This is a genomic window from Streptomyces sp. NBC_01384 (genome assembly GCF_045040035.1).
Taxonomy (GTDB): Bacteria; Actinomycetota; Actinomycetes; order Streptomycetales; family Streptomycetaceae; genus Streptomyces.
This window is the reverse complement of record NZ_CP109559.1, coordinates 2,485,500-2,509,261: the sequence shown is the minus strand read 5'-3', so window position 1 is coordinate 2,509,261 and position 23,762 is coordinate 2,485,500. Positions and strand designations below refer to the sequence as shown.

Sequence of the window (23,762 nt, the reverse complement as noted above, 5' to 3'; positions counted from 1 at the left end):
AGGAGTGGCCGACAGAAGTAGAAGATGTACGCGAGGGGCGCATCCGCCGTCGGATGCGCCCCTCGGTGTGTCCCTGGGCTTCAACGGCCCTGAGCCGGGTCTCAGTTGTGGCCGAAGCGCTTCTGGTGCTTACGGGCAACATCCGCGGGGCTGCCCTGGGCCTGCGACATCGGCGAGTGCGCCTCCGTCGAGGACCGCTGCGCCTGCTCCTGCGCACGTTCGGCCTGCGAGGAGCGGTCCTGCTGGCCGCCCTGCTTGCGGTTCTTGTTCTTGGCCATGGTGATTGCCTCCTGTGGGGCTCTAGGGGCCAGGGCCGGAACCAGATTCACATAGCCTGACAAGCAGTGCATTTCAGAGAATTACCGTGCGTAATAAGCCCTGTCGGGGAGTTATCTCCCGATACGCCACGCCGAAGATCGAGTTCGGGCCGTTAACCTCCGCGCGGTCGGGCAGACTCGAGGGAAGCCCGAAGCAAACCTCCCGGAAACCGGAAAGAGGGTGGACCGCGTGGACCGCTGCATCGTCCTGGTGGACGCCGGGTATCTGCTCGGGGCTGCCGCCAGTCTCCTCGCCGGGGAGCCTTCGCGATCTCGGATCACCGTCGACCACGCCGCCCTCATCCAGGGCCTGCGCGAGCGCGCCGAGTCCGACACGGAGCGGCCCCTGCTGCGCATCTACTGGTTCGACGGCGCCCCCGACCGCGTACCGCAGCCTGAACACCGCAGGCTGCGCGTGATGCCACGGGTGACGGTGCGCCTGGGCGCCCTGACCCGCAGCGACGGGCGGTGGGCGCAGAAGGGCGTCGACGCCGCCATGCACGCCGAGCTGACCGAGCTGGCCCGCAACCGCGCCTGCTCCGACGTCGTCCTGGTGACCGGCGACGGGGACCTGCTGCCGGGCATGATGGCGGCCAAGGAGCACGGCGTCGCCGTACACCTGTGGGCCGTGCAGGCCGCGGACGGGGACTACAACCAGTCCGAGGACCTGGTCGCCGAGGCCGACGAGCGCCGGGTGCTGGACCGGGCCTGGATCACCAAGGCCGTACGCGCCAAGGAACTCGGCGGGATCTGCGCGCCGCAGCCCGTGCCGCGCCCCGAGATCGCCGCGATCCTCTCCGCCCCGCTGCCCGAATCGACGCTCGCAGGTACGGCCGAGCGGCCCGACGAGGCCGCGGAGCACGGCCCCGCGGCCGAGTCGCGGGGCGGCGCCGAGGAGCGGGTGCCCGCCGCCAAGGGCGTACCGACGCCGAAGGACCTGGCCGCACTGCGCGCGCCCGGTATCCAGACCGCCGCCCAGCACCCCGCGAGCGCGACGCTGCGCTGGTCGTCCGACAAGGGGTGGATCGAGCGGCCCGGGGGCGCCACGGAGTCCGCGGACGCCGCCGCGCTGCCCACCCTCGCCCAGCTCACCTCCGCCGAGCAGCGGTGGGCCGACCGCGAGGAGGACATCACCACGGTCGGCGGTGATCCGTACGAGGTGGGACAGGTCTTCGCGCGCCGCTGGATGGAGCGCCTGACCGACCAGAGCCATCTGCAGAAGCTGTCCACGATGTACCCGCGCATTCCGCACCGCGTGGACGGGGAACTGCTGCGCTATGCCGCGCGCTTCGGGCTGCTCGCGCACAAGGACGACCAGATCGACGAGCACGACCGGTATGCGATCCGGGCGGGCTTCTGGCGCGAGGTCGACGTGCGTACGGCGGCGGAGCATGCCCCTGCCGGGGAGTGAACCGGGGCTGAGGTCGCACAACCCCGGTGTGTTTCCTGGCCGCGGGCGGGTGGGGGCTGGGCGCGCCCACGCGGCGGAGCCGCACCATGTCCCAGCCCGCGCCCCTTACGGGACGGGGCTCCGGGCGGGGGTCGGCGCGGCTCGTGATCGGGCTGAGGCCGGGGCCCCGGGCGCATAACGGGGCATCGGACCCCGTAGGCTCGTTCATCGTGAGTATGCGCACGGCACAGGCAGTCCGGAACGGGCACAAGGGCGATGTCGTGTGCTCGGTGCGCGCACTGACCAAGACCTATCCGGCTGTACGCGGACGCCGGGGCGCCCCCGGCACGCCCGAGGTGCGGGCCACCGACGGGGTACGGCTGGACATCCGGCGCGGTGAGATCTTCGGACTGCTCGGGCCGAACGGCGCCGGCAAGTCGACCCTCGTACGGCAGCTGACCGGGCTCATGCGCCCCGACAGCGGCAGTGTCGAGATGCTCGGGCACGACATCGTGCGCCACCCCGAGCGCGCGGCGCGGCTCCTCGCCTACCTGGGGCAGGAGTCCACCGCCCTCGACGAGCTGACGGTGTCGCTCGCGGCGGAGACGACCGGGCGGCTGCGCGGCCTCGAAGTTCGTGCGGCGCGGGCCGAGCGGGACGCCGTCCTGGACGAGCTGGGCCTCACGCCGCTCGCCTCCCGCCCCCTGAAGAAGCTCTCCGGCGGGCAGCGGCGGCTGGCCTGCTTCGCCGCGGCGCTGGTCGGACAGCGGCCGCTGCTCGTCCTCGACGAGCCGACCACCGGTATGGACCCCGTCGCACGGCGCGCCGTCTGGGCCGCCGTCGACCGGCGCCGGGCCGAGCACGGCACGACCGTGCTGCTGGTCACCCACAACGTCATCGAGGCCGAGACCGTCCTCGACCGGGTCGCCGTCCTCGACCGGGGCCGCGTCATCGCCTGCGACACCCCGGGCGGCCTGAAGGAACAGGTCGCGGGCGAGGTGCGGGTCGAACTCGTCTGGCGCGAGAGCGCCCCGCTGGAGGTGCCCGAGGTCGCCGCGCTGCGCGCCCGCGCCATCGAGTCGGGGCGTCGCTGGACCCTGCGGCTCGCCCCGGAGGAGGCCCGTGCGGCCGTCGCCACGGTCACCGGCGGCGCCGCCTTCGCCGCGCTCGACGACTTCACGCTGGCCACGCCGAGCCTGGAGGACGTGTATCTGGCGCTCGGGGGCAATGCGCAGGGGCTGGTGAAGGCGTGAGCGTGAGCGGCCTGGAATCCGTAGGGGAGTCCGTACGGACGGTGAGAGGCGTCGTGGGTGTGGAAAGCGGCGTGGAATTCGGCGTGGAATTCGGCGTGGGAATCGGAGTGGGAATCGGCGTCGGACGCAGGGACAGGACGGCTGCCGGAGTGAAGAGGAGCGCTCGACGTGAGTGTCGTACCCACTGAGGCGCTGCCGAGCGGCAGTGCGCTGTCCGTGGCCGAGGAGATCGGCGACGCGGTGGAACTCGGGCCGCGGGCGCGGTTCGCACCCTCGCTCGCCGCCGTGTACCGGGCGCAGCTCTCCAGGGCGCGCGTGGCGCGGATCCCGCTGCTGTTCGTGGCCACCTTCCAGTCCGTCGGGATCATGATCATGATGCGCGGCGTGGTGGACGGCGGGGGCGAGGCACGGTCCATCGTGGCCGGGGCGTCGGTCCTGGTGGTCGCCTTCGTCGGGCTCAACCTCCTCGCGCAGTACTTCGGACAGCTGCGGGCCAGCGGCGGGCTCGACCACTACGCGACGCTGCCGGTGCCGCCGGCGGCCGTCGTGCTGGGCGCCGCGGGCGCGTACGCGTCCTTCACCGTGCCCGGCACCGTGATCACCGCCGTCTTCGGCTGTGTGCTCTTCGGGCTGCCGATGGCCCACCTGTGGGTGCTCGCCGCGGTGATCCCGCTCGCGGGTGCCGCGCTCGCCGGGCTCGGGGCGGCGTTCGGGCTGCTCGCGCCGCGGCCCGAACTCGCCACGCTGCTCGGGCAGTTGGGGATGTCGGCGGCGCTGCTGCTCGGGGTGCTGCCGGCGGACCGGATGCCGACGGTGGTGCAGTACGGCCGTGATCTGCTGCCCTCCACGTACGGCGTCGAGGCGTTCTCCCGGACCTTCGGGGCGCACCCGGACTGGGCCTTCGTCCTCGGTGACCTCGCCGTCTGCGCGGGCGTCGGGGTGGCCTCGCTGGCCATGGCGACCTGGGCGTACCGCCGAGCGGCCGTCCGGTGACGCGGCTGACAGCCGGGCCTGGCACGATGTCAGTGTGACCGCACCGCTGACTCCGCCTCCGCCGCCGCATCAACAGCCCTCGGACCACTCCTGGCAGGCTCCGCCCGCCGGTGGGGTCGCGGGGACCGTCGGGTACGAACAGGACGGGCCCGGGATGAAGACCGAAGTGCGGGATGCCGCCGTCGTCACGGTGGCGGTGGCGCTTGCCGGTGTGCTGCTCGGGGTGCTGTGGTCGTGGCTGGCGCCGCATGTGCCGTTGATCGCGGACGCCAGCGCGGTGTATCTGAAGGACACCGAGGGAGAGCAGGCCATCGGGGTTGACGGAACGTTTACGCTGCTGGCGCTCGGGTTCGGGGTGCTCAGTGCGGTGGGTGTGTTTCTGGTGCGGCGGCATGGGGGTGTGCCGCTGGTTGTCGCGCTCGCGGTGGGGGGTGTGCTCGGGTCGCTGCTCGCCTGGCGGATCGGAATCTGGCTCGGGCCCCCGCAGAACGTGGTCGCCCATGCCAAGGCCGTGGGCAAGGGGGTGACCTTCTCCGCGCCGTTGAAGCTGGGCGCGAAGGGGGCGCTGCTGGCGTGGTCCGTGGCGGGGCTGGTGGTCCATCTCGGGCTGACCGCGCTGTTCGGCCCGCGGGATCCGGATCCTTACGCGAGCCCGTACGTGACGCCGGAGCCGCCGGTGCCTCCGGCGGGTTGAGCGGGGTCGGGGTCGCCGGGTTTCCTCGCCCCGCCGTCCCAGACCCCCGCAACGGCCTGAACGGCACTCGTCCTCAAACGCCGGACGGGCTCCCCGTCGCTCAACGGGCGACGGGGGCCGAGACCGCTTCCGTGAGTTTCACCAAGTCGTCGGGGGCGAGTTCCACCTCAAGGCCGCGGCGGCCCGCCGAGACGCAGACCGTCGGGTGAGCGGCGGCCGAGGCGTCCAGGACCGTGGGGAGCTTCTTGCGCTGGCCCAGAGGGGAGATGCCGCCGCGGACGTAGCCGGTGGTGCGTTCGGCGGCGGCCGGGTCGGCCATGGCGGCGCGCTTGCCGCCCACCGCCGTGGCCAGGGCCTTCAGGTCCAGGGAACCGGAGACGGGCACCACGGCGACCACCAGGACGCCGTCCACGTCCGCGACCAGGGTTTTGAAGACGCGGTCCGGCGAGACGCCCATCGCCTCGGCGGCCTCCTCGCCGTAGGAGGGGTGGGAGGGGTCGTGTTCGTAGGCGTGGACCGTGTACGCGACGCCCGCCGCCGTCAGGGCCACCGTCGCCGGGGTGCCTCCGGACTGCTGCTGCTTCTTCGGCTTCTTCGCCAAGGTGTCGATGCCTCACGTCAATTACGTTCAGTTACGTCACTTGTGTCACTTGCGCCATTGCGTCAATTGCGTCAGTTGAGACTTGTCGGGCCGCGCGTCAGGTCCGATGCCGGCAGAGACGGCAGATTACGGATGATCGCGGTCTCGGCGCGCAGGAGTTTCAGTTCCTCGCGGAGACGGGCGGCCGTGTCGGGGGCCTGAAGCAGCTTCTGCTTCGCCGGGACGTCCAGCATCACGGCGGCCGCCACCAGGTAGGAGACCACCGCCGGGTCGTCCGGGAGGTCCGCGCCGGTGGACAGCGAGCGTTCACGGGCGCCCGCCAGGCGCTTCTGGTACTGGCGGAAGGCCCGCAGGACCCCCTCGGCGAGCGCGCCCGCCTCCTCGCCCTGCTCCTCGGGGAGCTCCTCCAGTTCGGCCGTCAGGAAGGCGCCGGACGCGTCCACCGACAGGAGCCGTACGCGTGTCGTGCCCGTGGCCAGTACCTCGAAGCTGCCGTCGGCGCGCTCCCGTATGGTGGCCGCGTCCGCGATGCAGCCCACCTCGTTGAAGGCCTTGAGCGGGTCGTCGCCGAAACCGGCCGTGGGCCCGCGCTGCGCCGCCGCCGTCTGGTCCGGCATGCCGGGTGCGGAGGGCGCGACCTCGCGGCCGTCGCGGATGGCGACGACGGCGAACCGGCGCGGTTCGTTCTCGGGGGTCTTCAGCAGCTCGCGCATCAGGGCGCGATAGCGCTCCTCGAAGATGTTCAGAGGAAGCACGAGCCCCGGGAACAGTACCGAGTTCAGGGGGAAGAGCGGGAGCCGCACGGTGGTCACGACGCGAAAGCCTAATGGTCGCCGGAGCGGGCACGTCCGTCGTGCTCACTCCGTGGATGGAGGGGGGTGTTCGAGGCGACCTCCAGGCGGACCCCGTCGCGCAGCTCCAGGAACTGGCCGAGCGGGTCGTCGGAGACCCGGTCCCAGGGGAACGAGGTCGCGTAGGGGCCGATCAGACGGAGCTGGTCCAGGGCGTCCTGCCAGCGCTCCAGCCTGATCAGGACGTAGGTGAGGAGGTTGCGTACCTCCGCGGGCCACGGGTCGGCGGCCGCGTACGTCGCCGAGACCGCGATCGCCAGGTCGGCCGCCGCGTCGAGCCGCTCGCGCAGGACGACGGCCCCGCCGCCCTCGGTCAGATAGGCGAAGGCCGCGCGCACCGGCAGCGCCTGCACCAGCGAGCCGGGCAGCGCGTCCTGGGCGGCCCGCTCGGCGAAGTCGAAGCACTCGCGGTGCGAGCCGTACCAGGCGGCCGAGAGGTACTTCAGGGCGGCCACGTGGCAGCCGTAGTGGTGCGGGGAGCGGCGTACGGCCTCGCCCCACAGCCTCTCGAACTCGGTGTGCCCGGCGTTGGTGCCCCGGGCGTGGTCGAGCGCGATCCGCCAGGGCACCGGGTCGCGTGGGTCGCCCTCGGCGGCGGCCCTGATCAGCGGACCGACCTCGCGCAGCAGTTCGGCGCGGGCGGGCGACTCCCACCAGCGGCGCACCGCGAGCTCGGCCTTGACCAGCAGGGCGTCAGGGTCGTGCGGGGACTCGCTCTGCCAGGTCTGGAGCCACTCGTCGCGGGAGCGCGCGAAGGCCGCGAGGCGCATCGCGTACCGGTCGCGATTCTCCCACTCGGCGGCCTCGCGGGTGGTGGCGAGCAGCTTGGCGGCGATGTCGTACTCCCCGCGGCTCGCCGCGACGAGGGCCGGGGCGAGCCGCTCGTCCGGGGCGTCCAGCAGTACCTCGTCGTCGGCGGGCAGACCGGCGGCGAGGCGCGAAGTGTTCCTTGCCATCCGGGCCGTACGGATGAGGGCGCGCAGCAGTGCCATGGTGTCGACCATTGAAAACCGCAGGTGGGAGCTGTACCAGAGGGCGCGCGGTGACACTTTCGTAACCGTCGATTGGTTGTACATTTGGCAGTCAAGGGTGAGTAAAAAGTGAGGGTTGCTCTGTTATTGAACACCTGTCGACAGCGGCGGGCACACCCGTCCTCGGCACCGGGTGCGCACCCGTCCTCAGCTGCGGCGCAGCAGCCGTGTCGCGCCCGCCGCGACCGTCGTCGCCAGGATCCAGCCCAGCAGGATCACCACCGCGGCCAGCCACTGCCAGCCGCCGCGCAGCTGCCAGACGCCCACCTGGCCGAGGTCGATCACCGGCAGCAGCAGGTCCAGCGCGAACAGCGCGGCGTTCCACGGCGGATGCCCGCCGCCCGCCGGCGTGTGGCTCGCGTGCGAGAAGGCCACCGAGGTCGCCGCCCACAGCACCGCCATCCACAGGGCCGCCCGGCCGGGCCGGTACCCGTAGGCGACCGTCCAGTCCTGCGCGTACCCCCACAGCTTGGCCGCGAGCGGCAGAGTCTCGCGGCGGCGGCGCTGCTTGGCGAGCAGCACCTCGCGCGCGTCCTCGTCCTCGCCGGAGTCGCGCAGCACGGTGGCCAGCCGCTCGTACGGCTCCGGGCTGTACTCGGCGGTCGCCGCAGCCACCCACTCCAGCCGCCGGGTCAGCGGGAACGCGCCCTGCGGTACGAGGTTCTCGTAGCTGAAGCCGCCCATGTGGAGGTTGCCCGGGCCCGGCCAGCTGTCCGCCCGGTCGACGAGATTGACGATCCGGGCGCCGGACAGGACCACCTTGCCCCGCTCGGGGCGCTCCCCGAGGAAGCGCAGCTCGGGCGTCTGCACCCGAAGCAGTGACAGCTCCTGGTCGTCGTCGAAGGTGAACCGGGCCCGCTCGAAGTCGACCGCGTCCCCGAACCGCCCGTCGTCGAGGCGTATCCCGCCCCGGCACTCGAAGCGCTGCACCAGCGTCCCGTGCGCCGGGGTGGTGCCGCTGGTCAGCAGCGGATTGCCGAGGCCCGCGGGGGTCATGTACAGCGTGCGGTTGACAGTCAGCTGGGGGGCGTTCAGGGCGAGCCGCGTGTACGGATTGCTCAGCTTGCTGCCGCGCAGGCTGAGCGAGACCCCGACGGTGGCGCCGCGCAGGCTCAGCTCGCCGTGCGACTCCAGCATCTCGGCCTGCAGATCCTGCCCCACGGTCATGCCGTCGCCGGTGAGCGAACGGCCGCGCCGGTCCCGGTAGACCACGGCCTGGTTGAGCATCAGGTCCGTACCGATGTGCGCGTCCGTCAGCCGCACGCCGTTGTGGAAGCGGCAGCGCGGCAGATGCAGATCGCCCTCGGTGTGCACCCGGGCCGCCTCCAGGCGCGGCACCGAGCAGTTCACCAGGCGTACGGTCGTGAAGCGGGCCTCCGGGAGCAGGATCTCCTTCTCGAACCGGCAGCCCTTCAGCTCGACGTACGGCACCACCGTGCCGCCCGCCAGGTCGAGGATGTCGGTGATCTGTACGCCGGTCAGCTTCAGGGAGGACACCCGGCCCTGGAGCGCGCGCGGCCCGTCGAGCAGCAGCCACGCCACGATCCGCGCCCGGACACTGCGCTCGGGCCCCCAGGGGTGCCCTCCGTGCGGATCGTCCACGGTCATGTCCCCGCTGCGCAGGTCGTACACGCTGCCGTTGCGGAAGGCCTGCCACATCCCGGCCTCGGCGGCTGTCAACTCCTCCGGCAGATCCCCGCCGCGCATGCCGGCACCGTCCGTCACGGCTCTTCACTTCCTCCCCAGCTACTCGCGGGTTTAGTACAACCGTTCATGCCCGCTGTGTGACGGACCGAACGCTACTGGTGACGGGGATCTCCAGGGGAAGCCCGGGGCGGCTTGTATCAGCCATTGATACAGCCGTCCGGCGCCTTATCGCGGTCTGAGAGAATTGCTCACGTGCTGCACTCTTTCTCTATGGCCCGAATCGATCTGCGCGGCGACGCCCTCCCCGAGGGCTCCGCCCTGCGCGACCTGCTGCCCCGAGCCGACTTCGACGTACAGGCCGCCCTGGAGAAGGTGCGTCCGATCTGCGAGGCCGTGCATCATCGGGGGGACGCGGCGCTGATCGACTACGCGGAGAAGTTCGACGGCGTACGGCTGGAGTCCGTGCGGGTCCCGGCCCAGGCCCTCGCCGACGCCCTGGAGCAGCTCGACCCGGCCGTGCGCGCGGCCCTGGAGGAGTCCATCCGCCGCGCCCGCCTGGTCCACCGCGAGCAGCGCCGCGCCGCGCACACCACCCAGGTCGTACCGGGCGGCTCGGTCACCGAGAAGTGGGTGCCGGTCGAGCGTGTCGGTCTGTACGCGCCCGGCGGACGCTCCGTCTACCCCTCCTCCGTGATCATGAACGCGGTCCCGGCGCAGGAGGCCGGAGTCGCCTCCATGGCGCTGGCCTCCCCGCCGCAGAAGGAGTTCGGCGGTCTCCCGCACCCCACGATCCTCGCCGCCTGCGCGCTCCTCGGCATCGACGAGGTGTACGCGGTCGGCGGCGCCCAGGCCGTGGCGATGTTCGCGCACGGCACCGAGTCCTGCGCCCCGGCCAACATGGTCACCGGCCCCGGCAACATCTGGGTCGCCGCCGCCAAGCGCTACTTCACCGGCAAGATCGGCATCGACACCGAGGCCGGTCCGACCGAGATCGCGATCCTCGCGGACGAGACCGCGGACGCGGTGCACGTGGCCGCCGACCTGATCAGCCAGGCCGAGCACGACCCGCTGGCCGCGGCCGTCCTCGTCACGGACTCCGTCGAGCTGGCGGAAGCGGTCGAGAAGGAGCTGGAGCCGCAGGTCGCGGCCACCAAGCACATCGAGGACCGGGTCGTCCCGGCGCTCGGCGGCAGGCAGTCCGCGATCGTGCTGGTCGACGGCGTCGACGAGGGTCTGCGGGTCGTGGACGCGTATGGCGCCGAGCACCTGGAGATCCAGACGGCGGACGCGGCTGCCGTCGCCGACCGGGTGAAGAACGCGGGTGCGATCTTCGTCGGCCCCTGGGCCCCCGTGTCGCTGGGCGACTACTGCGCGGGCTCCAACCACGTCCTGCCGACCGGCGGCTGCGCCTGCCACTCCTCGGGGCTGAGTGTCCAGTCCTTCCTGCGCGGGATCCACATCGTGGACTACACGCGCGATGCCCTCGCCGAGGTGGCGCACCACGTGGTGACGCTCGCGGAGGCGGAGGACCTGCCGGCCCACGGGGCGGCGATCAAGGCGAGGTTCGGTTGGAAGGTGCCCGGCAAGTGACCTTTGGAATTGACGATCTTCCCGTACGGGACGAGCTGCGCGGCAAGTCCCCCTACGGCGCGCCCCAGCTCGACGTACCCGTACGGCTGAACACCAACGAGAACCCGTACTCGCTGCCCGAACCGCTCGTCGAACGTATCGCCGAGCGCGTGCGTGAGGCCGCGCGGAACCTCAACCGTTACCCCGACCGGGACGCGGTCGAGCTGCGTACCGAGCTGGCCAAGTACCTGACGAAGACCGGCAAGCACCGGGTCGGCGTCGAGAACGTCTGGGCGGCCAACGGCTCGAACGAGGTCATCCAGCAGCTGCTGCAGACCTTCGGCGGCCCCGGCCGTACGGCGATCGGCTTCGAGCCCTCGTACTCGATGCACGCGCTCATCGCGCGCGGCACGGGCACGGGCTGGATCTCGGGCCCCCGCAACGAGGACTTCACGATCGACCCGGCCGCCGCCGAGCAGGCCATCGCGGAGGGCCGGCCGGACGTCGTCTTCATCACCACACCCAACAACCCCACGGGCAACGCGGTGCCGCCCGAGACGGTCCTCGCGCTGTACGAGGCCGCACAGGCCGCCAAGCCGTCGATGGTCATCGTGGACGAGGCGTACATCGAGTTCAGCCACGGCGACTCGCTGCTGCCGCTGATCGAAGGCCGGCCGAATCTCGTCGTCTCACGGACGATGTCGAAGGCGTTCGGCGCGGCCGGACTGCGCCTCGGCTATCTCGCCGCGCACCCGGCGGTCGTGGACGCGGTCCAGCTCGTACGGCTGCCGTATCACCTGTCGGCCGTCACCCAGGCCACGGCCCTGGCCGCCCTGGAGCACACCGACACGCTGCTCGGGTATGTGGAGCAGCTGAAGGCCGAGCGGGACCGGCTGGTCGCCGAGCTGCGTGCGATCGGGTACGACGTGACCGAGTCCGATGCGAACTTCGTCCAGTTCGGGCGATTCGAGGACTCCCACACCGCCTGGCAGAAGATCCTCGACCGGGGTGTCCTGGTCCGGGACAACGGCGTACCGGGATGGCTGCGGGTCTCCGCGGGCACCCCGGCCGAGAACGACGCGTTCCTGGACGCGGTCCGTGAGTTGCTGAGTTTTGTGGGGGACACCCCCACACCCCCGAAGGAGCAGAGCGCATGAGCCGCGTCGGAAGAGTGCAGCGGACGACCAAGGAGACGTCGGTCCTCGTCGAGATCGACCTCGACGGGTCCGGCAAGGTCGAGGTGTCGACAGGTGTCGGCTTCTACGACCACATGCTCGACCAGCTCGGCCGGCACGGTCTGTTCGACCTGACGGTGAAGACCGAGGGCGACCTGCACATCGACTCGCACCACACCATCGAGGACACCGCCCTCGCGCTCGGCGCCGCCTTCAAGCAGGCACTCGGCGACAAGGTGGGGATCTATCGATTCGGCAACTGCACGGTCCCGCTGGACGAGTCGCTCGCCCAGGTGACCGTCGACCTCTCCGGCCGTCCGTACCTCGTACACACCGAGCCCGAGAACATGGCGCCGATGATCGGCGAGTACGACACGACGATGACCCGGCACATCCTGGAGTCCCTCGTCGCCCAGGCCCAGATCGCCCTGCACGTGCACGTGCCCTACGGGCGCAACGCACACCACATCGTGGAGTGCCAGTTCAAGGCGCTGGCCCGTGCGCTGCGCTACGCCTCCGAGCGCGACCCGCGCGCCGCCGGCATCCTCCCCTCCACGAAGGGCGCGCTGTAAAGCCATGACAGGCCTCAACACCATCCTGATCGTCGTCGGGCTCTTCCTCCTGGGCGGTGTCTACTCCTTCGTCAAGCAAAAGATGCCCATGAGCCTCATCGTGCTGCTCTCCTTCGGCGCAGCGATGTGCCTGGTCGCGGGCGTCATGAGGCTGGAGGTGTGGAATTGACCATCCCATCGACCGTCCCCGAGAAGACCTCTGCGAAGAGTCCCAAGAAGGTCGTCGTCTTCGACTACGGCTTCGGGAACGTGCGCTCCGCCGAGCGTGCCCTCGCGCGCGCGGGCGCCGAGGTCGAGATAACGCGTGACTTCGACAAGGCGATGAACGCGGACGGGCTGCTGGTGCCCGGCGTCGGCGCCTTCGCCGCCTGCATGAAGGGCCTGAAGGACGCCCGCGGCGACTGGATCATCGATCGGCGTCTGTCCGGTGGCCGCCCGGTGATGGGCATCTGCGTGGGCATGCAGATCCTGTTCGCACGCGGCATCGAGCACGGTGTGGAGAGCGAGGGCCTCGACGAGTGGCCCGGCACGGTCGAGCCGCTGCAGGCCGACATCGTGCCCCACATGGGCTGGAACACGGTCGAGGTTCCGGCCGGCTCGCAGCTCTTCGAGGGGCTCGACGCCGACGCGCGCTTCTACTTCGTGCACTCCTACGCCGTCCACGACTGGTCCCTGGAAGTCGCGAACCCGGCGATGCGCGCCCCCCTGGTGACCTGGTCGACGCACGGCAAGCCCTTCGTGGCGGCCGTCGAGAACGGCCCCCTGTGGGCCACGCAGTTCCACCCCGAGAAGTCCGGCGACGCCGGAGCCCAGCTCCTCACCAACTGGATCGGAACCCTGTGAGCAAGCTCGAACTCCTCCCCGCCGTCGACGTCCGCGACGGCCAGGCCGTCCGCCTCGTGCACGGTGAGTCCGGGACGGAAACTTCTTACGGCTCCCCCCTTGAGGCCGCCCTCGCCTGGCAGGCCGCGGGTGCCGAGTGGCTGCACCTGGTCGACCTGGACGCCGCGTTCGGCACCGGCGACAACCGGGGGCTGATTGCCGAGGTCGCGGGCGCCATGGACATCAAGGTCGAGCTGTCCGGCGGTATCCGCGACGACGACACGCTCGCCGCCGCCCTCGCCACCGGCTGCACCCGCGTCAACCTCGGCACCGCCGCCCTGGAGACCCCCGAGTGGGTCGCCAAGGTCATCGCCGAGCACGGCGACAAGATCGCGGTCGGTCTCGACGTACGCGGTACGACGCTGCGCGGCCGCGGCTGGACCCGTGACGGCGGCGACCTCTACGAGACCCTGGAGCGCCTCGACGCCGAGGGCTGCGCGCGGTATGTGGTCACCGACATCGCCAAGGACGGCACGCTGCAGGGCCCGAACCTGGAGCTGCTGAAGAACGTGTGCGCCGCGACGGACCGCCCGGTGGTGGCTTCCGGCGGGGTGTCCTCCCTGGACGACCTGCGCGCCATCGCCGAGCTGGTCCCGCTGGGCGTCGAGGGCTCCATCGTGGGGAAGGCCCTGTACGCCAAGGCGTTCACGCTGGAAGAGGCACTGGAGGCGGTAGCCCAGTGAGCGACGTGCGACGCGTCACGACCGGCGGGCCCTGGGAGGAGGCCTTCGGCTACTCCCGCGCCGTCGAGCTGCCGAACGGCCTCGTGCTGGTCTCCGGCTGCACCTCCGTGATCGACGGTGCGATCGTCGCCGGCGACCCGTACGAGCAGGCCGTCAACTCCTTCAACGTCGCGTTCGCCGCGCTGCAGCAGCTCGGCCTCGGCCGTGACGACGTGGTCCGTACGCGTATGTACATCACCCACGCCCGGGACGTGGAGGAGGTCGGCCGCGCCCACAAGGAGCTGTTCGACGCCGTCCGCCCCGCCGCGTCCATGATCATCGTCTCCGGCTTCGTGGACCCGCGTCTGGTCGTCGAGGTCGAGGTGGAGGCGTTCCGCCCCGGCGGAGCACAGGGAGTGTCCGCGTCATGACCCTTGCCGTACGAGTCATCCCCTGCCTGGACGTGGACAACGGCCGGGTCGTCAAGGGTGTCCACTTCCAGAACCTGCGCGACGCGGGCGACCCCGTCGAGATGGCCAAGGTCTACGACGCCGAGGGCGCCGACGAGCTGACCTTCCTGGACATCACCGCCTCCTCGGGCAACCGCGAGACCACGTACGACGTGGTGCGCCGCACGGCCGAGCAGGTCTTCATCCCGCTCACCGTGGGCGGCGGCGTGCGCACCGCCGAGGACGTCGACAAGCTGTTGCGCGCGGGTGCCGACAAGGTCGGGGTCAACACGGCCGCGATCGCCCGGCCCGATCTGATCCGGGAGATCGCGGAGCGGTTCGGGCGGCAGGTGCTGGTGCTGTCGGTGGACGCGCGCCGCACGGAGAGCGGGTCCTACGAGGTCACCACGCACGGCGGACGCAAGGGCACCGGCATCGACGCCGTCGAGTGGGCGCACCGCGCCGCCGAGCTGGGCGCGGGAGAGATCCTGCTCAACTCGATGGACGCGGACGGCACGAAGGACGGCTACGACATCGAGATGATCGAGGCCGTCCGGAAGCACGTCACCGTGCCGCTCATCGCCAGCGGCGGCGCGGGCCGGCTGGCCGACTTCCCGCCCGCCATCGCCGCGGGCGCCGACGCGGTGCTCGCCGCGTCCGTCTTCCACTTCGGGGATCTGCGGATCGGCCAGGTGAAGGAGACCCTGCGGGGGGCGGGGCATCCCGTTCGCTAGTTCGAGGCGTCGCCCTTGGTAGTGAACGTGGTAGTGATCAAGGTTCCGGCGTGTCTACGCTGCTTGTATGCCTGGAATCACGATTGAGTTCACCGAGGAAGAGCTGGCCGAGCTGCGCGCGGAGGCCAAGGAACAGGGCGTCGCGATCAAGCGGCTGGCGCACGACATACTGACTGAGGATGTCGTGCGTCGGCGGCAGAAGCAGCGGTTCGTCGAGGGGGCCTCGAGGAAGGCCCGGGAGATCATGGCGGACTTCGATGAGCGCTTCCCGAAGGGGCTTCGGTGACGCTGTACGTGGACGCCGGATGGGTCCTCAACATCCAGGTCAACGTCTCTCCACAGAACACGCCGATTTGCGACTGGGGTGCGCTGCACTGCATGGCTGAGCGGCACAGGTACGAACGTGTCGCGGGCGAGCCCTACTACGAGGAGGTGTCTGCGCGGGCGGCGACATTCCTGCATACCGCCCTGAGGCTGCGGCCCTTCAGCGACTACAACGCCTCGATCGGCCTCGCCTGCGCCTGGGAGTACATGGAGCAATCCGGGATGCCGTTCGATCTCCCGTACGGCGAGGTCGCGAAACTCGTCGCCGACATCCGCAGCGACGAGGCCGACCTTGCGGAAACCGCACGCCTCCTGCGCGACTGGGCCGTGTGACCCGGCGATTCGGGTCCGTGGAAACGGCCGTCGGCGGGAGCTTGAGCCGTTGAGCCCCGGTCACTGAGTGGCCGGGGCTTCGCTCGGGGCAGATGCGAAAGAGAAGTTGCGCAAAATGTGTTGTGCAATTTTTCTTTCGTATTTACAGTGAGCTCATGGCAGAGAAGGAGAACCTCCGCCGCATCGCGGACATGGGCACGCTCAAGGCGATAGCCCATCCGCTGCGGATGAAGCTGTACCGGGCCCTGTACGTGGCCAGGACCGCGACCGCGTCCCAGCTGGCCGAACAGGTCGACGAGGCCCCCTCGCTGGTCAGCTACCACCTGCGCAAGCTCGCCGAGCACGGGCTGATCGAGGAGGCCGAGCCGCAGAGCGGGGACGGGCGGGAGCGGTGGTGGCAGCCGGCGTCGGACGGCGTGAGCCTTCACGACGAGGACTTCCGGGACGCGCCTGAGAAGACGGCAGCGCATCTGGCGGCCACCCGGCTCTTCCACGAGCAGCGCAGCGACATGTACCGGCGCTACCTCGACGAGCGTCCCACCTGGGCCCCGGAGTGGAACACCGCCGCTCCGGACAGCGAGTCCCTGCTGCGACTGACGGCGACAGAACTGTCCGAGCTCGGCGCGGAGCTGATCGCTCTCATCAAGAAGTACGACGAGAAGGGCCGCGCCGACGAAGCGACCGGTGTCACCGAAGGGCGCGAGAACGTCGCGCTGCACGTGTACGGCTTCCCGTTCCGCTCCTGAGAGGACGCATTCCCGTGACCGCGACTGTCATAGGCGGCCCCGCCCCTGTCGCCACTGACAGGCCCGCCCACCGCGACGGCAACGTGCTGCGCTGGCTCGGCGCCTACACCTCGTCGATGATCGGCGACAACGTCTACTACCTCGCGCTGTCCTGGGCCGCCGTCCGGGCCGGAACGCCCTCGCAGGCCGGGCTCGTGATGGCCGTGAGCGCCGTGCCGCGGGCCCTGCTGATGCTGGGCGGGGGAGTGGTCGCCGACCGGTTCGGGCCGCGGAAGGTCGTCATCGGCAGCGACGCCGTGCGCTGCGCGGCCGTCCTCGCGGTGGCCGCGCTGCTGTTCGCGGCCGGTCCGGACCTGTGGCTGCTGTCCCTGCTCGCCGTCGTCTTCGGCACCGTCGACGCCGTCTTCATGCCCGCCGTGGGTGCCCTCCCGGCGCGCGTCACCAGTCACGGTCAGCTCGCCCGCGTCCAGGGCATGCGCGGCCTCGCCAGCCGCTTCGCCAATGTGGTGGGGGCGCCGCTCGGTGGCCTAGGCGTGGCCCTCGGCGGCGCGGAGGCAGCGTTCGGGCTGGCCGGGATGCTGATCGCCGTGTCCGTGCCGCTGCTGATCTCCGTACGGATGCGGGAGCTGCCCGCCGACGACACGCCGGACAAGGCCGGCCGCACCGCGTGGCGCGACCTCCGTGACGGCCTGCGATACATCCGGGGCCACCGCGTGCTCACCCCGCTCATCGTCGCCATCGCCCTCGGTGACCTCGGCTTCGTCGGGCCGCTCAACGTGGGCCTGACCCTGCTGGCCGACCAGCGCGGCTGGGGCGCCGCCGGGATGGGTTGGGTGGTCGCCGGGTTCGGGACCGGCGCGGGGGCCGCCGCGCTGCTGCTGACCGTGCGCGGGCACCTGCCGCACGCGGGACGTCTGGCCGGGGTGGCGATCCTGGGGGGCTCGGTCGCGATCGGCGCGGTCGCCTATGCACCGAGTGTCGCCGCGGCTGTCGGTGTCGCCCTGCTCGTGGGGCTGCTCGCGGGGCTCAGCGGTGCCTTGTGCGGCGCCCTGCTGCAGACCCATGCGGACCCCGCCTACCTGGGCCGCGTCAGCGCCGTCGCGGGCCTCGTCAGCCTCGGTCTCGCCCCGCTGAGCATGCCGGTGGCCGCCGCCGCGATCGGCTGGTGGGGCACCGGACCGGTCTTCGTGGCCAGCGCCGCGGTCTGCGGCCTCGGCGGGGTCCTCGCGCTGTGCGTCCGCGACCTGCGCCGCGCCGAGCTGCCCTGCTGAGAAGGCCCCTCAGAGCCCCAGCTGCTTCGTCTCCCGCAGCTTCGCGATCGCGTCTTCGTCGCCCTCCAGCTCCACGTCGGCCGTCTTCTGCCGCCCGAACGCGAACATCAGGAGCTCCGAGGGCTCGCCGGTCACCGTCACGACCGGCGTGCCCTTGTGCGCGACCGCCGTCTGGCCGTCCGGGCGGCGCAGGACCAGGCCGGTGGGGGAGTTACGACCGGCGAGCCGGGCCGTACGCTCCAGCCGGGACCACAGGGCGTCCTGGAAGACCGGGTCCAGCGCGCGTGGCGTCCAGTCCGGCTGCGCCCGCCGTACGTCCTCGGTGTGGACGTAGAACTCGACCGTGTTCGACGCCTCGTCGATCTGCTTGAGGGAGAAGGGCGACAAGCGCGGCGGACCTGTACGGATCAGCTGGATCAGCTCCTCGTAGGGCTTCTCGGCGAACTCCGTCTGCACCCGCTCCAGGCGCGGCGCCAGCTGCTTGATCAGCAGCCCGCCCGCGGCGTCGGCGCGGCGCTCGCGCACCACCACGTGCGCGGCGAGATCGCGGGTGTTCCAGCCCTCGCACAGAGTCGGGGCGTCCGGGCCCTCGGCCTCCAACAGGTCGGCGAGGAGAAGTCGTTCACGCTTGGCATGGGTCGACATGTCAGCAAGCCTACGACCGTCCCAAGAGCCCGCCCAGTGGACATAGGCGTTCAGAGGGCGCACGGTCCGGCCTGTGGACAACTGCCGGGTGCGACCCATGGGCGCGGCACAATGGTCGGCATGACCAGCATGCCCCCGCCCGGCAGGCCCAGCAGCCTGGATCCCGAGATCGCCGCGCGCCTCAAGCGCAGCGCCGACGGGCTCGTCCCCGCCATCGCCCAGCAGTACGACACCGGTGAGGTGCTGATGCTCGGCTGGATGGATGACGAGGCGCTGCACCGCACGCTCACCACGGGCCGCTGCACCTACTGGTCGCGCAGCCGCCGGGAGTACTGGGTGAAGGGCGACACCTCCGGCCACTTCCAGTGGGTGAAGTCCGTGGCCCTCGACTGCGACGCCGACACGATCCTGGTCCAGGTCGACCAGGTGGGCGCCGCCTGCCACACCGGGGCCCGCACCTGCTTCGACGAGGACGTGCTTCTCCAGCGGACGGGCTCCCTGGACGCCAAGGGAGCCGACTCCGGCGTACCGGCACTGGATCAGTAGGGTCAGCCGCCATGGACCTCCAGACGTTCCGCAAGCTGGCCACCGACCGCCGGGTCATCCCCGTCAGCCGCAAGCTTCTCGCCGACGGCGACACGCCGGTCGCGCTCTACCGCAAGCTGACCGCCGAGCGCCCCGGCACCTTCCTGCTGGAATCCGCCGAGAACGGCCGTGCGTGGTCTCGCTACTCCTTCATCGGCGTCCGCAGCCACGCCACCCTGACCGCGCGCGACGGACAGGCCCACTGGCTCGGCACCCCGCCTGTCGGCGTCCCCGTCGACGGCGACCCGCTCGTCGCCCTGCGCGCCACCATCGAGGCCCTGCACACGCCGCACGGAGAGGGCCTGCCCCCGTTCACCGGAGGCATGGTCGGCTATCTCGGCTACGACATCGTGCGCCGCCTGGAGAAGATCGGCCCCGGCGAGCGCGACGACCTGAAGCTGCCCGAGCTGACCATGCTGCTCACCAGCGACCTCGCGGTCATGGACCACTGGGACGGTTCGGTCCAGCTGATCGCCAACGCGATCAACCACAACGACCTCGACACGGGCGTCGACGAGGCCTACGCGGACGCGGTCGCCCGCCTCGACGCCATGGAGGCCGACCTCTCCCGCACGATCTCCCAGCCGCCCGCCGCGCTCCCGCCCTCCGAGCTGCCCGAGTACACCGCCCTGTGGGGCGGCCCGGACTTCCAGGACGCCGTCGAGGACATCAAGGAGCGCATCCGGGCGGGCGAGGCCTTCCAGGTCGTCCCCTCCCAGCGCTTCGAAACGCCGTGCACGGCCGACGCGTTGGACGTGTACCGCGTACTCCGGGCGACCAACCCGTCGCCGTACATGTACCTCTTCCGCTTCGACGGCTTCGACGTCGTCGGTTCGTCTCCCGAGGCCCTGGTCAAGGTCGAGGACGGGCAGGCGATGGTGCACCCCATCGCGGGCACCCGGCCGCGCGGCGCCACCGTCCAGGAGGACCAGGCCCTCGCCGACGAGCTGATCGCCGACCCCAAGGAGCGCGCCGAGCACCTCATGCTCGTCGACCTGGGACGCAACGACCTCGGACGGGTCTGCGAACCCGGCTCCGTCGAGGTCGTCGACTTCATGTCCATCGAGCGGTACTCGCACGTGATGCACATCGTCTCGACCGTGACCGGCCGGGTCGCGGCGGGCCGTACGGCCTTCGACGTGCTCACGGCCTGCTTCCCGGCCGGCACCCTCTCCGGCGCCCCCAAGCCGCGCGCGATGCAGATCATCGACGAACTCGAGCCGTCCAGGCGGGGGTTGTACGGCGGCTGCGTCGGCTACCTCGACTTCGCCGGCGACTCCGACACCGCCATCGCCATCCGTACGGCGGTGCTGCGCGAGGGCACCGCATACGTCCAGGCGGGCGCCGGAGTCGTCGCCGACTCCGACCCCGTCGCCGAGGACAACGAGTGCCGCAACAAGGCCGCCGCGGTGCTGCGCGCGGTGCACACGGCCAACCGGCTCGGCCAGTGATCGGTACAGAAGCGGGCAGCCACGGGAAATAGCGGGCAGCCGCGGGAAATAGGACGAGTGTCACGTGAACCCCGGGTGACGGTTCGCCCGGGGTTCAGGCGATAGTGGAGAACGTGACAGCTGTACCTCACCCCCCGTCCGAAGCCGACGGACCCGCCCGGTCCGGCCGCCGCAGCCTCGCCGTCGCCCTGCTCAGCGGCGCCCTCGGCGCGGCCGTGGCGCTGCTCTCCACCCGGCAGAGCTGGTCGGAGGGCACCGCGACGGTGGCCGGCGGCGCCTTTCCGCTGACCGCCAAGGGCAGCGACGTCACGGGCGTGCCCGCGGCGCTCGCCATAGTGGGCCTCGCCGCGCTCGTCGCCGTCTTCGCAGTCCGCAGCTCCGGGCGCTTCCTCGTCTCCGCGCTGCTCGCGCTCTCCGGCGCGGGCATCGTCGTCGCGGCGGTGCTCGGCGCGAGCGACACCTCCGCCCTCGACGAGAAGGCCGCGGCGGCCTCCGGCGACACCGCCGCCACCGCGGGCGCCCTCAGCCACACCGCCTGGCCGTACGTCGCCGCGGTGGGCGGCGCGCTCATCCTCCTCGCGGGGCTGCTCGCGCTGCGCTACGGACGGCTGTGGCCCGCGATGTCCGGCCGCTACGAGCGCGACGGGACGCCCCGGCCGCGCAAGGCCAAACCGGTCGACCCCGACCGGCCCGAGGACATCTGGAAGGCACTCGACCGGGGCGAGGACCCGACGGGACCGGACCCTGCCGGGACCTGAGGCCTGTCCTTCGGACCGGGGCCGCCGGGGTCGGCAGGGTCTTACGGCCCGGGACCTTGGTCACGACGTGACGTATTCGACGCGCGAGCGGACACCCCCCGCTCACGGCAGACCTTCGAGTACGGGACAATGGACGACAAGCGTCCGAACCACACACGCATACAGCAACGAGGAGCAAGTCATGGCGGGCAGCAGCCACGGCCACACCCCGGCCGCCTGGACCGGTGTCATCATCGTTTTCATCGGTTTCTGCGTCGCGGGTGCCTTCATGGTGATGGCCAACCCGCTGGGCTTCTGGGCCGGCATGGTCATCGTCGCCCTCGGCGGCGTCGTCGGCATGGCCATGCGCGCGGCGGGCCTGGGCCAGCCGAAGCAGACCGCGACCGCGGTCGCGCACCCGGTCCGGGAGCCTGTCGGCGCGGAGAGCTGACCCTGTAAGGCTTCTCGAGAGGCGGTCCCGGCACTCCTGCCGGGACCGCCTCTCGTGCGTCCGCGCCGAGCGACCCGCGTCCCGGAGGGGCAGAATGCGTCGGGTGAACACCGAAAGCCAGAGGGTGACGCAGCGGACCGGGCGTCCTGTGCCAGTCGCGCTGCGGCGGCTGGTCGTCCCCGGCGGGGTGCTCGCGGCCGTCGCCGGTGCGTTCGCGTACGTCGGGGCCGTGGACCCCAACCAGCCCGGGCACTACCCCGTCTGCCCGCTGCTGCGCTACACGGGCGTGTACTGCCCCGGCTGCGGCGGTCTGCGCAGCGCGCACGCCTTTGTGCACGGGGACTTCACCACGGCGCTCACGGACAACGCGCTCGCCGTCGCCGGATATCTGGTCTTCGCGGTGGTGTGGACCGTCTGGGCGGTCCGGTCGGCGCGCGGCCGGCCGGTACGGATCGACCTGGGGCCCGTGCACCTGTGGAGCGCCGGCGTGTTGCTGGGGGCCTTCACCGTTGTCCGGAACCTGCCCTTCGGCGGCTGGCTGCACCCTTGATCAAGTGACAAATGTCCAGGTAGTGGGACCGGCGTCAACTGGATGTGAGGCCTGGCCCTTCCTCCGGATACCATCAGAGTGACCCATCATGAACCGCCGGGACGGCGGCCCGGGTCGACAGGCTCAACCGCTTCAACCGTCCACCGTCAGGGAAGGGGGCCGCTCGCGTGAGTGTGCTCGACGAGATCATCGACGGAGTCCGTGCCGACCTCGCGGAACGGCAGGCGCGCGTCAGCCTCGACGAGCTCAAGGAGCGCGCGGCGAAGGCTCGCCCGGCCAAGGACGGCGTGGCCGCCCTGCGCGGCGAGGGCGTCAAGGTCATCTGCGAGGTCAAGCGCTCCAGCCCGTCCAAGGGCGCGCTGGCCGCGATCGCCGACCCGGCGGCTCTGGCCGCGGACTACGAGGCGGGCGGCGCGGCCGTCATCTCGGTCCTGACCGAGCAGCGCCGCTTCGGCGGTTCGCTGGCCGACCTGGAGGCCGTCCGCGCCAGGGTCGACATCCCGGTGCTCCGCAAGGACTTCATCGTCACGTCGTACCAGCTGTGGGAGGCCCGCGCGTACGGCGCCGACCTCGCGCTGCTGATCGTGGCCGCCCTCGACCAGCCCGCCCTGGAGTCCCTCATCGAGCGCGCCGAGTCCATCGGGCTCACGCCGCTCGTCGAGGTGCACGACGAGGACGAGGTCGAGCGGGCGGTGGACGCCGGGGCGAAGGTCATCGGCGTCAACGCGCGCGACCTCAAGACCCTCAAGGTGGACCGCTCCACCTTCGAGCGGATCGCTCCCGAGATCCCGGCCGGCCTCGTCAAGGTCGCCGAGTCCGGCGTCCGCGGACCGCACGACCTCATCGCGTACGCCAACGCCGGCGCCGACGCGGTCCTGGTGGGCGAGTCCCTCGTCACCGGCCGCGACCCGAAGACGGCGGTCGCCGACCTCGTCGCGGCCGGGGCCCATCCCGCGCTGCGTCACGGACGGAGCTGACACCCCGGTGCGGACCGCGCCCCACGCCACCGTCGCCACCCGTCCGGGCGCTCGCCCCGACGGGGGACCGGCGTGCGTGCGGGCGGCTGCCGCCGGGGTGCGCGACCCGTACGCCCGGCTTGCCCGTGGCTGCCGGCCGCGCGGCTGCCGGGCGCCGGCCCGCCGTGTTCACGGGCGCCGCGTCCGCTATGTCATCGGCGACGAGCCGGGCCAGGTCAACGGCATGCGATGGCCCGCGCGTACGCGCGCGCCCACGCCCTCTCCGACCGGGGCCACCCTCCGGGTGAGCTGAGCCGGGTCCGACACCGCGGGTCCACTCCGTGGGTCAGCAGGGTGGTTCGGGTCGGTTCGGCACCGCACCCGCTCGCCGTCGTGGCGGGAAGCCACCCCAAAGGTGGCTCCTCAGCTCCGGACCCCTCCGCCTCACGGCCGGGAACGGCGAACGGACCTCCGCCCCGGCCCAGAACCCTGCCCTCGGGCCCACGGACCTGGCTTCGGGCCCACGGACCTGGCCTCCGGTCCATGGACCCGGCTTCGGGCTCGTGGACCTGGGTTCCGGCTCCTGGACCCGGCTTCGGGCCTCTGGACCCGGCTTCGGGCCTCTGGGCCTGGCGGTGGCTCCGGTCTCTGTCGGCCCTGGCCTTTGCCTCTGGGCCCCGGGTCCGGCTTCCGGCCTCGGTCGCTGGGCTGCGGGCTCCGGCCTTTGTGGCTGGGCATCCGTCTCCAGTGAAGGGCGGACGGGTGGGAAACCGGCGGTGCCGACAGCGGGGCGAACCCGTCCAGGCGAGGGTTTTCCGCGCCGGGCCCCGCCGGAGGCGCAGCGCGCGCGAGTACGTGGTTGAACGTGACCCCTGTCCGACCTGCAACCGGGG

29 protein-coding genes are annotated in these 23,762 nt (G+C 71.6%); 23 read left to right on the top strand and 6 right to left on the bottom strand.

Going from position 1 to position 23,762, the window contains the following annotated elements:
- Positions 1 to 101: 101 nt before the first annotated feature.
- On the bottom strand, positions 102 to 278 hold the full coding sequence (locus OG747_RS11320) for a hypothetical protein (protein WP_405879178.1): 177 nt from the start codon (positions 276 to 278) through the stop codon (positions 102 to 104).
- A gap of 229 nt (positions 279 to 507) precedes the next feature.
- Between OG747_RS11320 and OG747_RS11315 the strand changes: the two genes are divergently transcribed.
- From OG747_RS11315 to OG747_RS11300, 4 genes are all read left to right on the top strand, one after another.
- On the top strand, positions 508 to 1,728 hold the full coding sequence (locus OG747_RS11315; RefSeq protein ID WP_405879177.1) for an NYN domain-containing protein: 1,221 nt from the start codon (positions 508 to 510) through the stop codon (positions 1,726 to 1,728).
- A 260-nt stretch (positions 1,729 to 1,988) separates the two neighbouring features.
- Positions 1,989 to 2,960 carry an ABC transporter ATP-binding protein gene (locus tag OG747_RS11310; protein WP_405885507.1) on the top strand — a complete coding sequence of 324 codons (972 nt, stop codon included), beginning with the start codon at positions 1,989 to 1,991 and terminating at the stop codon, positions 2,958 to 2,960.
- Positions 2,961 to 3,128: 168 nt separating this feature from the next.
- On the top strand, positions 3,129 to 3,953 hold the full coding sequence (locus OG747_RS11305) for an ABC transporter permease (protein WP_405879176.1): 825 nt from the start codon (positions 3,129 to 3,131) through the stop codon (positions 3,951 to 3,953).
- Between the two features lie 34 nt (positions 3,954 to 3,987).
- Positions 3,988 to 4,647 (top strand): AAA family ATPase, encoded by a 660-nt coding sequence (locus OG747_RS11300; RefSeq protein ID WP_405879175.1) that lies wholly within the window; start codon positions 3,988 to 3,990, stop codon positions 4,645 to 4,647.
- A 100-nt stretch (positions 4,648 to 4,747) separates the two neighbouring features.
- On the opposite strand, the gene ybaK is transcribed toward OG747_RS11300, so the two are convergent.
- From ybaK to OG747_RS11280, 4 genes are all read right to left on the bottom strand, one after another.
- On the bottom strand, positions 4,748 to 5,248 hold the full coding sequence (ybaK, locus tag OG747_RS11295) for a Cys-tRNA(Pro) deacylase (RefSeq protein WP_405879174.1): 501 nt from the start codon (positions 5,246 to 5,248) through the stop codon (positions 4,748 to 4,750).
- A 71-nt stretch (positions 5,249 to 5,319) separates the two neighbouring features.
- Positions 5,320 to 6,060: an LON peptidase substrate-binding domain-containing protein gene (locus OG747_RS11290; RefSeq protein WP_405879173.1), complete on the bottom strand. Its 741-nt coding sequence runs from the start codon at positions 6,058 to 6,060 to the stop codon at positions 5,320 to 5,322.
- Between the two features lie 11 nt (positions 6,061 to 6,071).
- Complete coding sequence (locus OG747_RS11285; RefSeq protein WP_405879172.1) at positions 6,072 to 7,091, bottom strand: hypothetical protein; 1,020 nt, start codon at positions 7,089 to 7,091, stop codon at positions 6,072 to 6,074.
- 186 nt (positions 7,092 to 7,277) lie between these two features.
- Positions 7,278 to 8,855, bottom strand: a complete 1,578-nt coding sequence (locus OG747_RS11280) for an oxidoreductase (protein WP_405879171.1) — start codon at positions 8,853 to 8,855, stop codon at positions 7,278 to 7,280.
- Between the two features lie 192 nt (positions 8,856 to 9,047).
- Here OG747_RS11280 and hisD point away from each other — a divergent pair, with 192 nt between their 5' ends.
- The 12 genes from hisD (at position 9,048) to OG747_RS11220 (ending at position 17,494) form a co-directional block, all read left to right on the top strand.
- Positions 9,048 to 10,367, top strand: a complete 1,320-nt coding sequence (gene hisD / locus OG747_RS11275) for a histidinol dehydrogenase (RefSeq protein ID WP_405879170.1) — start codon at positions 9,048 to 9,050, stop codon at positions 10,365 to 10,367.
- Entirely contained in the window at positions 10,364 to 11,503 is a 1,140-nt protein-coding gene (locus OG747_RS11270; protein ID WP_405879169.1) for a histidinol-phosphate transaminase, read from the top strand. Before hisD ends, OG747_RS11270 begins: the two co-directional genes overlap by 4 nt.
- The gene (hisB, locus tag OG747_RS11265; protein WP_405879168.1) at positions 11,500 to 12,093 is read left to right on the top strand and encodes an imidazoleglycerol-phosphate dehydratase HisB; all 594 of its coding nucleotides are present in this window, start codon (positions 11,500 to 11,502) and stop codon (positions 12,091 to 12,093) included. Before OG747_RS11270 ends, hisB begins: the two co-directional genes overlap by 4 nt.
- 4 nt (positions 12,094 to 12,097) lie before the next feature.
- The gene (locus OG747_RS11260) at positions 12,098 to 12,262 is read left to right on the top strand and encodes a hypothetical protein (protein WP_405879167.1); all 165 of its coding nucleotides are present in this window, start codon (positions 12,098 to 12,100) and stop codon (positions 12,260 to 12,262) included.
- A gap of 2 nt (positions 12,263 to 12,264) precedes the next feature.
- Positions 12,265 to 12,936, top strand: a complete 672-nt coding sequence (hisH, locus tag OG747_RS11255; RefSeq protein WP_405885506.1) for an imidazole glycerol phosphate synthase subunit HisH — start codon at positions 12,265 to 12,267, stop codon at positions 12,934 to 12,936.
- On the top strand, positions 12,933 to 13,658 hold the full coding sequence (gene priA, locus OG747_RS11250) for a bifunctional 1-(5-phosphoribosyl)-5-((5-phosphoribosylamino)methylideneamino)imidazole-4-carboxamide isomerase/phosphoribosylanthranilate isomerase PriA (RefSeq protein WP_405879166.1): 726 nt from the start codon (positions 12,933 to 12,935) through the stop codon (positions 13,656 to 13,658). The genes hisH and priA overlap by 4 nt, the downstream gene beginning before the upstream one ends.
- Positions 13,655 to 14,068 carry a RidA family protein gene (locus OG747_RS11245; RefSeq protein ID WP_405879165.1) on the top strand — a complete coding sequence of 138 codons (414 nt, stop codon included), beginning with the start codon at positions 13,655 to 13,657 and terminating at the stop codon, positions 14,066 to 14,068. The genes priA and OG747_RS11245 overlap by 4 nt, the downstream gene beginning before the upstream one ends.
- Positions 14,065 to 14,820, top strand: coding sequence for an imidazole glycerol phosphate synthase subunit HisF (gene hisF / locus OG747_RS11240; RefSeq protein ID WP_405879164.1), 756 nt, complete (start codon positions 14,065 to 14,067; stop codon positions 14,818 to 14,820). The genes OG747_RS11245 and hisF overlap by 4 nt, the downstream gene beginning before the upstream one ends.
- A gap of 67 nt (positions 14,821 to 14,887) precedes the next feature.
- On the top strand, positions 14,888 to 15,106 hold the full coding sequence (locus OG747_RS11235) for a hypothetical protein (protein ID WP_405879163.1): 219 nt from the start codon (positions 14,888 to 14,890) through the stop codon (positions 15,104 to 15,106).
- The gene (locus tag OG747_RS11230; RefSeq protein ID WP_405879162.1) at positions 15,103 to 15,477 is read left to right on the top strand and encodes a hypothetical protein; all 375 of its coding nucleotides are present in this window, start codon (positions 15,103 to 15,105) and stop codon (positions 15,475 to 15,477) included. The genes OG747_RS11235 and OG747_RS11230 overlap by 4 nt, the downstream gene beginning before the upstream one ends.
- 155 nt (positions 15,478 to 15,632) lie before the next feature.
- Entirely contained in the window at positions 15,633 to 16,223 is a 591-nt protein-coding gene (locus OG747_RS11225) for an ArsR/SmtB family transcription factor (protein WP_405879161.1), read from the top strand.
- A 14-nt stretch (positions 16,224 to 16,237) separates the two neighbouring features.
- Positions 16,238 to 17,494 (top strand): MFS transporter, encoded by a 1,257-nt coding sequence (locus OG747_RS11220; protein WP_405879160.1) that lies wholly within the window; start codon positions 16,238 to 16,240, stop codon positions 17,492 to 17,494.
- 9 nt (positions 17,495 to 17,503) lie between these two features.
- On the opposite strand, the gene OG747_RS11215 is transcribed toward OG747_RS11220, so the two are convergent.
- Entirely contained in the window at positions 17,504 to 18,139 is a 636-nt protein-coding gene (locus tag OG747_RS11215) for a TIGR03085 family metal-binding protein (protein ID WP_405879159.1), read from the bottom strand.
- A gap of 120 nt (positions 18,140 to 18,259) precedes the next feature.
- On the opposite strand from OG747_RS11215, the gene hisI reads away from it, so the two are divergent.
- From hisI to trpM, 7 genes are all read left to right on the top strand, one after another.
- Positions 18,260 to 18,685, top strand: a complete 426-nt coding sequence (hisI, locus tag OG747_RS11210; RefSeq protein WP_405879158.1) for a phosphoribosyl-AMP cyclohydrolase — start codon at positions 18,260 to 18,262, stop codon at positions 18,683 to 18,685.
- An 11-nt stretch (positions 18,686 to 18,696) separates the two neighbouring features.
- Positions 18,697 to 20,175 (top strand): anthranilate synthase component I, encoded by a 1,479-nt coding sequence (locus tag OG747_RS11205; RefSeq protein ID WP_405879157.1) that lies wholly within the window; start codon positions 18,697 to 18,699, stop codon positions 20,173 to 20,175.
- A 104-nt stretch (positions 20,176 to 20,279) separates the two neighbouring features.
- Positions 20,280 to 20,933, top strand: coding sequence for a TIGR02234 family membrane protein (locus OG747_RS11200; RefSeq protein WP_405879156.1), 654 nt, complete (start codon positions 20,280 to 20,282; stop codon positions 20,931 to 20,933).
- A 181-nt stretch (positions 20,934 to 21,114) separates the two neighbouring features.
- Entirely contained in the window at positions 21,115 to 21,363 is a 249-nt protein-coding gene (locus OG747_RS11195) for an HGxxPAAW family protein (protein ID WP_405879155.1), read from the top strand.
- A gap of 94 nt (positions 21,364 to 21,457) precedes the next feature.
- Entirely contained in the window at positions 21,458 to 21,913 is a 456-nt protein-coding gene (locus OG747_RS11190; protein ID WP_405879154.1) for a DUF2752 domain-containing protein, read from the top strand.
- Between the two features lie 167 nt (positions 21,914 to 22,080).
- Complete coding sequence (trpC, locus tag OG747_RS11185; RefSeq protein WP_405879153.1) at positions 22,081 to 22,890, top strand: indole-3-glycerol phosphate synthase TrpC; 810 nt, start codon at positions 22,081 to 22,083, stop codon at positions 22,888 to 22,890.
- Positions 22,891 to 22,897: 7 nt separating this feature from the next.
- Positions 22,898 to 23,182 (top strand): tryptophan biosynthesis modulator TrpM, encoded by a 285-nt coding sequence (trpM, locus tag OG747_RS11180; protein ID WP_405879152.1) that lies wholly within the window; start codon positions 22,898 to 22,900, stop codon positions 23,180 to 23,182.
- The last annotated feature ends 580 nt before the right edge of the window (positions 23,183 to 23,762 follow it).